The following is a 13,465-nucleotide window of genomic DNA, read 5'->3' as shown; positions in this document are numbered from 1 at the left end:
CGGCGGGTTCGCGGCGGTCATCCGGTCCTTAGGCGTCATGGTGGCGGAACCGCGCGATGCCTGATGAGGCACCCGGGCGGGTTCCGCCGAGGCGGGCGTGGCCTTGTGGGAACGATCGGGATCGTCCTGGCGGGCGCGGCATTCCGTTCGTCGCGTGACCGCTCGCCCGGCCTGGGGGCGTCGAACGCGATACACCCGCGAACCGGGATGCCGGACGGTTTGCAGTTGCCGCTGGCGATGGTTTTCGAAACCGTCGCTCCGCCTCGCCTGCATGCGCGTCACACGCCGTCAGAATGCGCGAAAGCGGCACGAACCGCAAGCGTATCCCGGTTCCGGGGTGGAAACGCTGGCGGCGGGGGATCGGTGGGGCTAGTTTATGCCCCATCACGATCGACGCGGTGCGCTGATGGCGAACGACGAAGCGGGCCCGGTAATAGCGGGGTTGGACGGGGTTGGGGGAACGCGGCGGCGGTTTCTCGGCCTGGGCGGCGCCGGGACGGTGCTGGCTCTGCTGGGGACGCGGCACGCCGAGGCGGCGCCGCATCGCAGACTGGCCGCGCCGGCCGTGGTCGGCCGTGCCGCGCCGCCCAAGCCGCTGGTGATGCTGGATCCCGGCCATGGCGGAAAGGATCCCGGCGCCATCGGCGTGTCCGGCACCTATGAGAAGCACATCGCCGAGGCGGCGGCGACCGAGTTGCAGACCATGCTGATGCGGTCGGGGCGTTACCGCGTGGCGATGACGCGCGGGCGCGATATCTTCATTCCGCTGGAGGATCGGGTCGGCATTGCCGAGGGCAAGCAGGCGGCCTTGTTCGTCTCCATGCACGCGGACGCGCTGCACGATCCCGGCGTGCGCGGAGCCAGCGTCTATACCTTGTCCAGCGGGGCGTCGGACGCGCAGACGGCGGCCCTGGCGAACACGGAGAACAGTGCCGACCGCTTCGCCGGGCCGCGTTTCCATGGCACCTCGCCCGACGTGCAGCGAATTTTGGCGAGTCTCGTGCGCGAGGAGACCCGGGCGGGGTCAGCGCGGATGGCGGGGAGCGTGGTGCGGTCGTTCCGGCCGAGCGGGATCGGGCTGCTGACCAATCCGTCGCGCCATGCCGCGTTCGTGGTGTTGAAGGCGGCGGACATCCCGAGCGTGCTGGTCGAGATGGGGTTCATGTCCAACCGGCAGGACGAGGCGGCGTTACGCCAGGCATCGCACCGGACGGTGGTGGCGAGCGCGATGATGCGGGCGGTGGACAGGTTCTTTGCCGGAGGGAGCGCGTATACCGGGCTTCAGGGATGAGTAAGGTGTTCTTTCTTGAAAGCAAAAACCAAAGAACTTTTAGCTGTTTGGCTCCGTAATAAGCCGTCTGCTCGTTACTAAACGGATAAAAGTCTTTTTGCTTCTTTTTCTTCAGAAAAAGAAGACTCTCCTCGTGTTTTCAGATGAACTGCCCGCGCAGGAAGCCGAGCGCGGGCAGCGGGGTCCAGGCGCGAGGAAGATCGGCACGGCGGATCGGGGCGACGCTGTAGCGCGGAACCGGCTCGCGCAGGCTACGCAGGAAATGGCTGTAAGCGCGCACCTGTTGCTCGCGCCAGGCGCGATCGGCCAAAGCGGCGTCGCGGGCGGCGAAGATTTCGGCGACCCGGCTGGTGCGTCCGGCTTCGGCGATGACGGCCCAGAGCGTGTCCTCGCGGCCGCCCTGCGGCGAGGCGGGGCGGAAGGGGACGATCTCGCTCATCGGCCGGTCTCGTCCGTCCGGGGCGCACGCGAGCGGGACGATGCCGCCGGAGTGGCGAGGCGAGGCTTCGGCGCGGTTGCGATGATGCTCACCGGGATACGAGACCATGGTGGCGGCGGCGCGGCAAGATGACGGTTGGGCGGCGGGCCGGAACCGTCCCGCCGGGCGGTCGTTGCGTCGGGAGGGCGACCGGTGCGCGTTTGTCGCGCTTGCCGCGGCCGGTCCGGGGCGATAGGAGCCGTTGCATGCTGCGACTCATCATGATGCTGCCCTTCTTGATCGTTCTGGTGGCCTTCGTGCTGATGAACCAGACGCCGGCCGCCATGGAGCTGCCCTCCCTGTCCTGGCAGTCCTCGGCCGGGGCGGTAGCGCTGATCTTCGCCGGCGTGTTCTTTCTGCTCGGCGCGCTGCTGGTGTGGTTCTCCGAGCTGGGACAGCGCCGTCGGGCGCGCCGGGCCGAGCAGCAGGTGAAGCAGCTCGAAGCAAAGCTGGCGGAGCTGCATGCGCAGATGAGCCAGGCGGTGGCCCAGCACAGCACGACCTACGTCGCGACGCCGGGCGCCGTTCCCGCGATCGGTCCGTATTCGGCGCCCTGAGGCTGGTTCGGTGACCCGTCGTACCAAGCTGATCCTGGCGCTCGACACCACCGACGCCGGACAGGCGAGCGCCTGGGCCGATGCGGCCGGCCGGAGCTGCGACGTGCTGAAGCTGGGGCTGGAATTCACCTATGCACGCGGGTTCGATGCGGTGCGGGCGGTGGCTGGCACGCGGCCGTTGTTTCTGGACCTGAAGCTGCACGACATCCCCAACACCGTGGCGGGTGCGCTGCGCGCGCTGGCGCCTGTGCGTCCGGCGATGCTGACGATCCATGCCGGCGGCGGTGCGGCGATGATCGAGGCGGCGCGCCGGGCGGTGGATGACGGGTTTCCGGAGGGCGAGCGGCCGATCCTGCTGGCGGTGACGGTGCTGACCAGCCTGGATGCGGAATCGCTGCATGGGGTGGGCGTGGCCGGTGGGCCGCGGCAGCAGGTGCTGCGTCTGGGCCGGCTGGCGATGCAATCCGGGGCGGACGGGCTGGTGTGCAGTCCGCACGAGGTTTCGGCTTTGCGCGATACGCTGGGCGGCGCGCCCTGTCTGGTGGTGCCGGGGATTCGTCCGGCGGGTGCGGCGCAGGGCGACCAGAAGCGGGTGATGACGCCGGGCGAGGCGGCGCGTGCGGGTGCGGACTGGATCGTGGTCGGCCGTCCGATCACGGGAGCCGCCGACCCCGCTGCCGCTGCGCGCGCGGTGGCGGCCGAGCTCGATGCCGGCTGAGGCCGGGCGGGTCCGGGTCAAGATTTGCGGCCTGTCCGAGCCGGACACGGTGGATGCGGCGGTTCAGGCCGGTGCCGACTGGGTCGGGTTCGTGTTCTTTCCGCGCTCGCCGCGCTGCGTATCGGTCGGAACGGCGATGGCGTTGCGCCAGCTTGTGCCGGACACGGTGGGGGTGGTCGGGCTGCTGGTGAAGCCGAGCGACGCCGAGGTCGACGCCGTGTGCGCGGCGCTGCCGGGGGCGATCCTGCAGATCTACGACGATGCGGCGCGTTGCACGGCGATCCGGGCACGTGTGGGGGCGCCGGTCTGGCGGGCGATCGGCGTGGATCGGGCAGAGGACCTGCCAGCGGAGACCGGGCTGGACGGGCTGGTGGTGGAATCGCGCCCGCCTGAAGGGGCGGATCGGCCGGGGGGCAACGGGCAGGGGTTCGATTGGCGGATCACTGCCGGTTGGCAAGCGCCGTCGCCCTGGCTGTTGGCGGGCGGATTGCGGCCGGACAACGTGGCCGAAGCGGTGCGGCAGAGCGGCGCTCGGGCGGTGGACGTGTCGTCCGGTGTGGAAAACGCACCGGGTCGGAAGGGTGCCGGGATGATCGCGGCGTTCGTCAGGGCGGCGCGCGGCAAGGCGTAGTTCAAACGCGAACCGCGCGGGGTGAGCCGCGCGGTGGGGCCACGATCAGTAGCCGTAATAGCCGTAGGACGGGGTGACGACCACGGGCGCTGGGGCTGCGTAGCCGTAGACCGGGGCCGGGGCGACGTAGACCGGCGGGGGCGGCGGCGGGGCATAGGAATAAGCCGGATAGCCATAACCGTAACCGCCATACGGTGCGGCTGCGGCGGCACCGATGGCAGCGCCGGCCAGGAGTCCGACGCCGAGTCCGACGCCCGCGCCACCCCAGCCGTGGTGGTAATAGCCGCCACCCCAGCCGTGATGGTAACCGCCCCAGCCGCCGCGATAATAGCCGCCCCAGGCATGGGCCGGCTGCGCGGCGATGGTGGTGCCTGCCAGACCGAGCACGGCGGCAGCGGCGAGCAGCATGGACCTACGCATCGACATCTCCCTCTCCGGCGGTCAGTTGAGCCGGCATGTGGAGATAAGGCGCCGATCTGGACGAAACAAAGGCGGCAACGTGTCGGGATCGTATCCGCCGCGATTCGTGATCGCCGCCGCCGCCCGGACGGACCGGGCGGCGGTGGGACGGATCAGTAGCGGTAGAGGTCGTGCTTGAACGGGCCGGCGTTGGACTCCAGGCCGATATACTCCGCCTGGGCCTGCGACAGGCGGGTCAGCTCGGCGCCGACCTTGGCCAGATGGAGGGCGGCGACCTTTTCGTCCAGCGCCTTGGGCAGGGTGTAGACCTTGCGCTCGTACTTTCCTTCCGGCGCGGTCCACAGCTCGATCTGGGCCAGGGTCTGGTTGGTGAAGGAGGCCGACATCACGAAGGACGGGTGGCCGGTGGCGTTGCCGAGGTTCACCAGGCGGCCTTCGGACAGGACGATGAGGCGTTTGCCGTCCGGGAATTCGACCTCGTCCACCTGTGGCTTGACGTTGTCCCAGCGGAAGTTGCGCAGGCCCTCGATCTGAATCTCGGAGTCGAAATGGCCGATATTGCAGACGATGGCGCGGTGCTTCATGGCGCGCATGTGGTCGACGGTGATGACGTCGATGTTGCCGGTGGCGGTCACGAAGATGTCGCCGCGCGGGGCGGCCTTCTCCATGGTGACGACCTCGTAGCCTTCCATTGCCGCCTGAAGGGCGCAGATCGGGTCGGCTTCGGTGACCAGCACGCGGCAGCCTGCGTTGCGCAGCGAGGCGGCCGAGCCCTTGCCCACGTCGCCGTAGCCGGCGACCACGGCGACCTTGCCGGCCATCATGACGTCGGTGCCGCGACGGATCGCGTCCACCAGGCTCTCGCGGCAGCCGTAGAGGTTGTCGAACTTGGACTTGGTGACGCTGTCGTTGACGTTGATGGCCGGCACCTTGAGCGTGCCCTTCTTGGCCATCTCCCACAGGCGATGCACGCCGGTGGTGGTTTCCTCGGAGATGCCGCGCACGTCGGCGAGCAGCTCGGGATACTTGTCGTGCATCAGCACGGTGAGGTCGCCGCCGTCATCGAGGATCATGTTCGGCGTCCAGCCATCCGGACCGCGCACGGTCTGCTCGATGCACCACCAGAACTCTTCTTCCGACAGGCCCTTCCAGGCGAACACCGGAATGCCGGCCTCGGCGATCGCGGCCGCGGCCTGATCCTGGGTGGAGAAGATGTTGCAGGAGGACCAGCGGACCGTCGCGCCGAGCGCGATCAGGGTCTCGATCAGCACGGCGGTCTGGATGGTCATGTGCAGGCAGCCGGCGATGCGCGCGCCCTTGAGCGGCTGCGATGCGCCGAATTCCTCGCGCAGCGCCATCAGGCCGGGCATCTCGCCTTCGGCGATGGAGATTTCCTTGCGGCCCCAGCCGGCGAGGCTGATGTCCTTGACCTTGAAGTCCTGCGTCTGGCTCATGATGCCGTCCGATCCTTGTTCGCGCGTCGTGTTGGGCGCGGATATATCGCGGGGTGGCGCAAAGCGGAAGGAAGGGCGTCTGGCCGGGTGAGGTGGCACCTGCGCAGAATGGCGGCTCGTCGCTGGAGGATCGCCGCCTTATGTTCACGCTCGCCGAGCTGGAAGTCGCCCTGGAGGCGGTGCATCGGGTGTTTCCCGGCACGCCTCACTATGACTGGCCGCTGCTGAGCGCGCGGGTCGGAACGGAGTGCTGGGTCAAGCACGAGAACCATACCCCGACCGGCGCCTTCAAGGTGCGCGGCGGGCTGATCCATGTGGAGCGTGTGGCGCGCGACGGGGCGGCGCCGAACGGGCTGATTTCCGCCACGCGCGGCAATCACGGCCAGTCCCTCGCCTTCGCCGGGCGGCGTTTCGGCGTACCGGTGACCATCGTCGTTCCGCACGGCAACAGCGCGGAAAAGAACGCGGCCATGCGGGCCTTGGGCGCCGAGCTGGTCGAGCATGGCGCGGATTTCGATGCCGCGCGTGGGGAGGCGATGCGTCTGGCGGCGGAGCGCGGGCTTCGGTTCGCGCCGTCGTTCCATCCCGATCTGGTGCTGGGCGTGGCGACCTGGGCGCTGGAGCTGTTTCGCGGCGCGCCGGCTCTGGACGTGCTGTATGTGCCGATCGGGCTCGGTTCGGGGATCTGCGGCGCCATTCTGTGCCGCGATCTGCTGGGGCTTTCGACCGAGATCGTCGGTGTGCAGAGCGAGGGCGCGCCTTGCTATGCGCGCTCCTTCGCGGAAGGGCGGCCGGTGCATCTGGACAGGGCCGACACGCTGGCCGACGGGCTGGCGGTGCGGGTGCCGGACCCGGAGGCGCTGCGGATCATAAGCGGCGGGGCGTCGCGGATCGTGACCGTTTCGGACGATGCGATCGCGGACGCCATCCGGGCCTACTGGACCGACACGCATAATCTAGCGGAAGGGGCCGGTGCGGCGCCGCTGGCGGCTCTTCTGGGCGAGCGTGAACAGCAGCGTGGGCGGCGCGTGGGTGTGGTGCTGTGTGGGGGGAATATCGATCTGGCGTTGTTCGGGCGGTGGGTTCTGAAACACTAGGGAGGGTGTTCTTTTTCTGAAGAAAAAGAAGCAAAAAGACTTTTGTCCGTTTGGTATGAGTGTTCGTCTGGAGCGTTGCCAAACGGACAGAAGTTCTTTGGTTCTTTCTTTCAAGAAAGAACATCACGTCCCCCAGCGCAGCACCAACGGATCGAGTCGCCGCGCGATCTCGATCAGCCCGGCGCGTGTCTCGGGATGCAGCGGGGCGACCGGGGCGCGGGGGGCGTCGCAGCCGATGATCCCCCCTTCCTGCATCAGGATCTTTGCCGCCTGAGGGCCGCATTGGCGGTTCTCGTGATTGATCAGCGGCAGCCAGCGCGCATAGGCGGCGGCGGCTTCTTCGCGGTCGCCGGCGGCATGGGCGTCGACGATGGCGCGGATGCCGTCCGGAAAGCCGGCGCCGGTCATCGCTCCCGTGGCGCCGGCATCGAGATCGGCCATCAGGGTGATGGCCTCCTCGCCGTCCCACGGGCCCTCGATGGCGTCGCCGCCGAGCGCGATCAGTTCGCGCAATTTGGCGGCGGCCATGGGGACTTCGATCTTGAAGTAGCAGACCTGCTCGATCTCTTTCGCCATGCGGGCCAGCAGGGGAGCCGACAGGGCGGTGCCGCTGACCGGTGCGTCCTGGATCATGACCGGGATGCGGATCGCGTCGGAGACCGTCTGGAAGAAGCGCTCGATGCCGGCTTCCGGCACCCGGATGGTGGCGCCGTGATAAGGCGGCATGATCATCACCATCGACGCGCCCATCGCCTGGGCTTCGTGCGAACGCTCGGCGCAGATCTGCGTGGAGAAGTGGGTGGTGGTGACGATCACCGGCACGCGGCCTGCGACATGATCCAGGATGGTGCGGGCGAGCAGGGTGCGTTCCGCGTCCGAAAGGGCGAACTGCTCGGAGAAATTGGCGAGGATGCAGAGGCCGTCGGAGCCGGCATCGATCATGAAATCCACCGCGCGGCGCTGCCCGTCGAGATCGAGCGCGCCCGTCTCGTCGAAGATGGTCGGCACCACGGGGAACACGCCGCGGAAGCGGGCAGGCCGGATCATAGCGTTTTTCTCCCCGGATATGATTTGTCTGCTTAATGCGGATCGCATCGGGGAACAATCCGGCGGCGCGTCGCGTCCATGACTGGCGCTGGGGCCGAGGCTGGGGGATCGGTTCCCAGCCGGTGGTCACGCGCTATAACGAGGGAGACCGGTGTTGCGGTTCGTCCTGCCAGGAAAGTTCGTCGATGACAGAGCGACCGCGCCGTTCCGCGATTCCCGTCGATGCGCCCGTGCGTCGCCGCCGGGCCATGCACGATCTGGCGTTCGGCAAGATCGGCTCGGCCATCGTGCGCGGCGATTATCCCGAAGGCTCTCTGCTGCCGTCCAAGGACGAGCTGATGGCGGAGCTGGGCGTGTCGCACACGACCATCCGCGAGGCGATCCAGACGCTGACGGCCAAGGGGCTGATCGCGGCGCGTGCGCGCGTGGGTACGCGCGTCCTGGACCGGTCGCACTGGAACATGTTCGACGCCGACGTGCTGGAATGGCGTCTGGAGGCGGGCATGCCGCGCTGGATGCTGTCCATGCTGGTGGAGATCCGGCAGAGCGTGGAGCCCTTGGCGGCGGCGCTGGCGGCGACGCATCACTCGGACGCCGATCTGGCGCGGCTGCGGGCGTTGCTGGAAGAGATGCGGAGCCATTCCGGCTGCGGGGAAGGGTTCGTGCGGGCCGATGTGGCGTTCCACAGCCTGATTCTGGGCCTGTCGGGCAATGCGTTCATGGCGTCGCTAGCGGCGGTGACGGGGGCGGCGCTGTCGGCCTCGTTCCAGCTCAGCGCGCCGGACCGCGACGCGGCGCTGGCGCGCAAGGTTCATGAGCAGCACGCCGCGATCGTGGAGGCGATCGAGCGTCGCGACCCGCAGGCGGCCAGCGACGCGATGATGCTGGCGATCCGCCAGGGCTGGACCAATGCCGGCGGCGACCAGCCTTCGCCGCTGGCCCGGCTGGAGGTGTTCTCGTTTCCCGCCGGCGCGGAGGAGGCGGGGACGCCGAAGCCGGTCAGGCGGAAGCGGGCTTCCGGCGCAGCGAAGACAGCAGGCCCCCGGACAGGATCTGCTGGAACGCGATGAAGGCGAACAGAAGCGCGCCGGTGACGATCTTGGCCCACCACGAGGACAGGTTGCCGTCGAAGGTGATGTAGGTCTGGATCAGCCCCTCGATCATCACGCCGACGAAGGAACCGAACAGGGTGCCGACGCCGCCGGACAGCAGCGTGCCGCCGATCACCACGGCCGCGATGGCGTCGAGCTCGTTGCCGACGCCGGACAGCGAATAGCCGGACGAGGTGTAGATCGAGAAGATGATGCCCGACAGCCCGGCCAGCAGCGAAGAGAGCATGTAGACGCGGATGGTGGTGCGGGCGACGGGAATGCCCATCAGCGTCGCCGAGCTGCGGCTGCCGCCGAGCGCATACACGTTGGCGCCGAAGCGGGTGAGATGCAGCAGCACGCCGAACACCACGAACACCAGCAGCATGAGCATGGTGATGAAGGGGATCTGTCCGCCGCCGGGCAGATGCAGGCGGAAGCCGACCAGCGCGTTGTAGAACGGCGAATTCACCGGAATGGACTGTGTGGACAGCAGGAACGCGCCGCCGCGGGCCAGGAACAGGCCGGCGAGGGTCACGATGAAGGGCGGCATGTCGAGATACTGGATCAGCGCGCCCATGACGGCGCCGAACGCGGCCGAAAGGGCCAGCACCATGACGAAGGCGAGCGGTGCGGGGATGCCCCAGTGCCCGATCGCCAGGGCCAGGAACACGGTGGTGAAGCCGAGCACGGCGCCGACCGAGAGATCGATGCCGCCCGAAATGATGACGAAGGTCATGCCCACGGCGAGCACGCCGAGATAGGCGTTGTCCGTGAGCAGGTCCGCGACCACGCGTGTGGAGGCGAAATGGCGGAAATGGAATCCGCAGAGCGTGAAGCCGAGCAGGAAGACGATCGTGGTGACGATCACCGGCAGTCGCCTCATGGCTGTGCTCCCTGCTGGGGTGTCGCGGCCTGTGCGGCCGGTTTCGGTGCGGGCGGGCTTCTGCCGAACAGGGTGCGCAGGCGCGGCGCCTGGGCCAGCAGCACAGCGAGCACCACGACCGCCTTCACCACGAGGTTGAATTCCGCCGGCAGGCCGGACAGGAGGATGCCCGTGTTCATGGACTGGATGATCAGCGCGCCGACCACGGCGAGACCGATGGAGAAGCGTCCGCCCAGCAGCGACGTGCCGCCGATCACCACCGCGAGAATGGCGTCGAGTTCGAGATAGAGACCCGCATTGTTGGCGTCCGCGCCGAGAATGTCGGCGGCGACCAGGATGCCGGCGACGGCGGCGCACACGCCGGACCAGGCATAGACCGCGACCGTCATGCCGCGCGTCTCGATGCCGGCGAGGCGGCTGGCGCGGGCATTGCCGCCTGTGGCTTCGACCATCAGGCCGAGCGCTGTGCCGCGCACCAGCAGGCCGGTGACGACGACGGCGCCGGCCGTGACCACCACCGCGGCCGGCACGCCGAGCACCGATCCGCCGCCGAACCAGGACAGGCCGGGATCGGAGAAGGTGAGGATGCGTCCGCCGGTGATGAGTTGCGCCACGCCGCGGCCTGCGACCATCAGGATCAGGGTGGCGACGATCGGCTGGATGCGCAGGAACGCGACCAGGATGCCGTTCCATACGCCGCAGAGAAGGCCGATCAGCAGGGAGGCGCCGAGGGTGACGACCAGCGGTTCGCCCGCGAGCGTGGCGGCGACGGCGCCGCTGATGGCCATCACCGCGCCGACGGACAGGTCGATGCCGCCCGTGGCGATGACGAGCACCATGCCGAGCGAGAGCATCGCGACCGGCGCGCCGTGATTGAGCACGTCGATGACGCTGCCGAACAGGCGGCCGCCGCTCATGCGGATATCGAAGAAGCCGGGCGAGACGATGCGGTCGATGGCGAGGATGGCGACCAGGGCGACGATCTGCGGCAGGGCCGCGCGGGGAATGCGCGGCATACGGCGCGTGTCGGCCGACGCCGTGCGTATCGCGCCGCTCATGCCACCTGCTCCGTGGTCGCGGTGTCGTCGGATGCGATCGCCGCCAGGATGGAGGATACGGTCACGGATTCTCCTGCCAGGCTGGCGACCTGCTTGCGATCGCGCAGCACGATGACGCGATCGGCATAGGTGACGATCTCGTCGAGCTCGGAGGAGACGACCAGCAGTGCCAGGCCGTCTTCACAGAGTTTGCGGATGAGCTGGATGATCTCGGCATGCGCGCCGACATCGATGCCGCGTGTGGGTTCGTCGAGGATCAGGATGCGCGGTTCCGTGGCGAGCCAGCGCGCCAACAGCGCCTTCTGCTGGTTGCCGCCGGAGAGCAGGCCGATCGGACGTTCCGGATCGGGCGGGCGTATGTCGAGCGCCTTGATGAAGCGCTTGGCGATCGCGTCCTGTTCGCGACGGGGGATCGGCCGCCACATGCCGCGCCGCGCCTGGAGGGCGAGGATGATGTTCTCGCGCACGGTGAGTTCGGCGACGATGCCTTCGGTCTTGCGTTCTTCCGGGCAGTAGCCGATGCGTCGGCGCAGCGCGTCGCGCGGGGACTGCAGGCGGGCTGTCTTGCCGTCGAGTTGCGTGGTGCCGGTGTCGGCCTTGTCGGCGCCAAACACCAGCCGGACGGTTTCGGTGCGGCCGGAGCCGAGCAGGCCGGCGAGACCGACCACTTCGCCGCGATGCAGGTCGAGATCGAACGGATCGATCGATCCGCGACGGCTCATGTTACGGAATTCGCCGATGCGCTCGCCGAGCGCGCGTCCGGCTTCGCGCGTGGATACGGAATGTTCGAGCGCGCGACCGAGCATCATGTGGATCAGGTCCATGCGCGGCAGCGTGGTCTTCTCGCGCTCGCCGACAAGGCGGCCGTTGCGGAGCACGGTGATGCGGTCGCACACCGCATAGACCTGATCGAGGAAATGCGTGACGAACAGGATGGCGAGGCCGCGTGCGGCGAGATCGCGCATCACGCCGAGCAGGATCTCGACTTCGTGCGCGTCGAGGCTGGCGGTGGGTTCGTCGAGGATCAGCACGCGTGCGGACAGATCCACCGCGCGGGCGATCGCGCAGATATGCTGCACCGCGACCGAATAGGAGCCGAGTGGACGGGCCGGATCGATGTCGAGCCCGAATTCCTGCAGCAGCACACGGGCGCGTTTGCGCATGACCCCGCCTTGCACCACGCCGAAACGCGTGGGTTGGCGACCCAGGAAGAGGTTCTGCGCCACCGACAGGTTCGGCAGCAGGTTCACTTCCTGGTAGACGGTGGCGAGGCCGGCCGCCACCGCTTCTTCCGTGGTGCGCGGGGCGATCTCTCGTCCGCACAGCCTCACCGTTCCGGCGTCACGTCCCTGCACGCCGGTGACGGTCTTGATCAAGGTCGATTTGCCAGCCCCGTTCTCGCCGAGCAGGGCATGGATTTCGCCCGCGCGCAGCACGAGATCGACCCCGTGCAGCACCTGGATCGCGCCGAAGCTCTTGGACAGGCCGCGGATTTCGAGCAGGATTTCCGCGTTGGGGCTGGCATTCATCGTGTCGGCCCGATCAGTAGCCGAGGTTCTTTTTCTCGTCGTAGATCTGCTGCAGGTCGCTGTCCTGCGACGTGTGCAGGGTCGACTTGGTTTCGATCCATTTCGGCGGAACGGTGCCGGACTTCTTGTAGGCGTTGAGCGCCTGGAAGGCGGGGCCGGCCATGTCGGGGGTGAGTTCGACGGTGGCGTTGGCGTCGTGGGCCATCATCGCCTTGAACATGTCGGGGACGGAATCGACCGACACGGTCAGGATGTCCTTGCCCGGTTTCAGCCCGGCTTCCTTCATCGCCTGGATGGCACCGATCATCATGTCGTCGTTATGCGCGTAGACCGCACAGATGTTGTTGCCGCCGACGGATTTGATGAAGCTTTCCATCACCTGCTTGCCTTGCGAGCGGGTGAAGTCGCCGGTTTCGGAGCGGACGATCTTGATGTTCGGGTCCTTGGCGACGGCGTCGTCGAAGCCCTTCTTGCGGTTGGCGGCGACGGAAGCGCCGACGGTGCCTTCGATCTCGACCACGTTGCAGGGCTTGGAGCCCACCTGCTTCACCAGCCAGTCGCCGGCGACGGTGCCTTCGTGCACGCTGTCGGAGGTGACGGCGGTGAGATAGAGCGCCTTGTCGGCCGGATCGATGTCGCGGTCGAGCAGGATCACCGGGATCTTGGCGTCCTTGGCCTCGGTCAGCACCTGCGTCCAGCCGGTGGCGACCACCGGAGCCAGGAAGATGCCGTCCACGCCCTGGGCGATGAAGGAGCGGATCGCCTTGATCTGGTTTTCCTGTTTCTGCTGGGCGTCGGCGATCTTGACGGTGTCGCCGTTCTTCTTGGCTTCTTCCTTGGTGACGGTGGTTTCCGCCGCGCGCCAGCCGGATTCCGAACCGATCTGCGAGAAGCCGACCGTCAGCCCCTCGGCCCTGGCCACGCCGCCGGCGCACAGCGTCGCTGCGATCGCCGCAGGCAGCATCACGCTCCTGATACCCATTCTGTTTCTCCCCGTTTCGATCTTCTTCGGATCGTGTTCCGACGGTGCTTCGCCGTCGCGATGTTTGGTTTGAGCCCGGTTCTCGTAGCACCCGTTCAAAAATAGTAAAATACCATGATAGCGGATGTGCGATGAACCTTCCGACCTGACGTGGAACCTCCCGCTTTTCGTCTCGCTCGTGCTGCGCTGCAAAAAACGCGAACGGTTCTTCCGCTGACGCCAGCATCCG

The 13,465-nt window shown here is 67.8% G+C and carries 14 protein-coding genes; 6 read left to right on the top strand and 8 right to left on the bottom strand.

Annotation, left to right across the window (positions count from 1 at the left end):
- Nucleotides 1-406 precede the first annotated feature (406 nt).
- Nucleotides 407-1,291, top strand: a complete 885-nt coding sequence (locus tag ACZ5BM_RS07680; protein WP_498911539.1) for an N-acetylmuramoyl-L-alanine amidase family protein — start codon at nt 407-409, stop codon at nt 1,289-1,291.
- Between the two features lie 139 nt (nt 1,292-1,430).
- On the opposite strand, the gene ACZ5BM_RS07675 is transcribed toward ACZ5BM_RS07680, so the two are convergent.
- Entirely contained in the window at nt 1,431-1,730 is a 300-nt protein-coding gene (locus ACZ5BM_RS07675) for a hypothetical protein (protein ID WP_498911182.1), read from the bottom strand.
- A 245-nt stretch (nt 1,731-1,975) separates the two neighbouring features.
- Between ACZ5BM_RS07675 and ACZ5BM_RS07670 the strand changes: the two genes are divergently transcribed.
- The 3 genes from ACZ5BM_RS07670 to ACZ5BM_RS07660 are packed head-to-tail and all read left to right on the top strand — an operon-like array spanning nt 1,976 to nt 3,675.
- On the top strand, nt 1,976-2,326 hold the full coding sequence (locus ACZ5BM_RS07670; RefSeq protein ID WP_498911181.1) for a LapA family protein: 351 nt from the start codon (nt 1,976-1,978) through the stop codon (nt 2,324-2,326).
- Between the two features lie 10 nt (nt 2,327-2,336).
- On the top strand, nt 2,337-3,044 hold the full coding sequence (gene pyrF, locus ACZ5BM_RS07665; RefSeq protein WP_498911179.1) for a beta/alpha barrel domain-containing protein: 708 nt from the start codon (nt 2,337-2,339) through the stop codon (nt 3,042-3,044).
- Entirely contained in the window at nt 3,034-3,675 is a 642-nt protein-coding gene (locus ACZ5BM_RS07660; protein WP_498911177.1) for a phosphoribosylanthranilate isomerase, read from the top strand. The genes pyrF and ACZ5BM_RS07660 overlap by 11 nt, the downstream gene beginning before the upstream one ends.
- A 45-nt stretch (nt 3,676-3,720) precedes the next feature.
- Here the strand turns inward: ACZ5BM_RS07660 and ACZ5BM_RS07655 are convergent, their stop codons facing one another.
- Entirely contained in the window at nt 3,721-4,095 is a 375-nt protein-coding gene (locus ACZ5BM_RS07655) for a hypothetical protein (protein ID WP_498911175.1), read from the bottom strand.
- Between the two features lie 152 nt (nt 4,096-4,247).
- Entirely contained in the window at nt 4,248-5,549 is a 1,302-nt protein-coding gene (gene ahcY, locus ACZ5BM_RS07650) for an adenosylhomocysteinase (protein ID WP_498911173.1), read from the bottom strand.
- A gap of 140 nt (nt 5,550-5,689) precedes the next feature.
- Here ahcY and ACZ5BM_RS07645 point away from each other — a divergent pair, with 140 nt between their 5' ends.
- Nucleotides 5,690-6,646, top strand: a complete 957-nt coding sequence (locus ACZ5BM_RS07645) for a threonine/serine dehydratase (protein WP_498911171.1) — start codon at nt 5,690-5,692, stop codon at nt 6,644-6,646.
- Nucleotides 6,647-6,769: 123 nt separating this feature from the next.
- Here ACZ5BM_RS07645 and ACZ5BM_RS07640 read toward each other — a convergent pair whose 3' ends face one another.
- Nucleotides 6,770-7,693: a dihydrodipicolinate synthase family protein gene (locus ACZ5BM_RS07640; RefSeq protein ID WP_498911169.1), complete on the bottom strand. Its 924-nt coding sequence runs from the start codon at nt 7,691-7,693 to the stop codon at nt 6,770-6,772.
- A gap of 185 nt (nt 7,694-7,878) precedes the next feature.
- Between ACZ5BM_RS07640 and ACZ5BM_RS07635 the strand changes: the two genes are divergently transcribed.
- Entirely contained in the window at nt 7,879-8,763 is an 885-nt protein-coding gene (locus ACZ5BM_RS07635; RefSeq protein ID WP_498911167.1) for a FadR/GntR family transcriptional regulator, read from the top strand.
- Here the strand turns inward: ACZ5BM_RS07635 and yjfF are convergent.
- Genes yjfF through ytfQ form a run of 4 tightly spaced genes read right to left on the bottom strand, consistent with a single transcriptional unit; the run spans nt 8,693 to nt 13,428 of the window.
- Nucleotides 8,693-9,667, bottom strand: coding sequence for a sugar ABC transporter permease (gene yjfF / locus ACZ5BM_RS07630; RefSeq protein ID WP_498911165.1), 975 nt, complete (start codon nt 9,665-9,667; stop codon nt 8,693-8,695). The genes ACZ5BM_RS07635 and yjfF overlap by 71 nt on opposite strands.
- Nucleotides 9,664-10,725, bottom strand: coding sequence for an ABC transporter permease (locus tag ACZ5BM_RS07625; RefSeq protein ID WP_498911163.1), 1,062 nt, complete (start codon nt 10,723-10,725; stop codon nt 9,664-9,666). Before ACZ5BM_RS07625 ends, yjfF begins: the two co-directional genes overlap by 4 nt.
- Nucleotides 10,722-12,254 carry a sugar ABC transporter ATP-binding protein gene (locus ACZ5BM_RS07620; RefSeq protein WP_498911161.1) on the bottom strand — a complete coding sequence of 511 codons (1,533 nt, stop codon included), beginning with the start codon at nt 12,252-12,254 and terminating at the stop codon, nt 10,722-10,724. Before ACZ5BM_RS07620 ends, ACZ5BM_RS07625 begins: the two co-directional genes overlap by 4 nt.
- Before the next feature lie 13 nt (nt 12,255-12,267).
- The gene (ytfQ, locus tag ACZ5BM_RS07615; protein ID WP_498911159.1) at nt 12,268-13,428 is read right to left on the bottom strand and encodes a galactofuranose ABC transporter, galactofuranose-binding protein YtfQ; all 1,161 of its coding nucleotides are present in this window, start codon (nt 13,426-13,428) and stop codon (nt 12,268-12,270) included.
- Nucleotides 13,429-13,465: the final 37 nt, after the last annotated feature.

It is taken from the genome of Lichenicola sp. GTC18331, from assembly GCF_055386855.1.
This window is presented reverse-complemented; position numbering and strand designations above follow the sequence as displayed.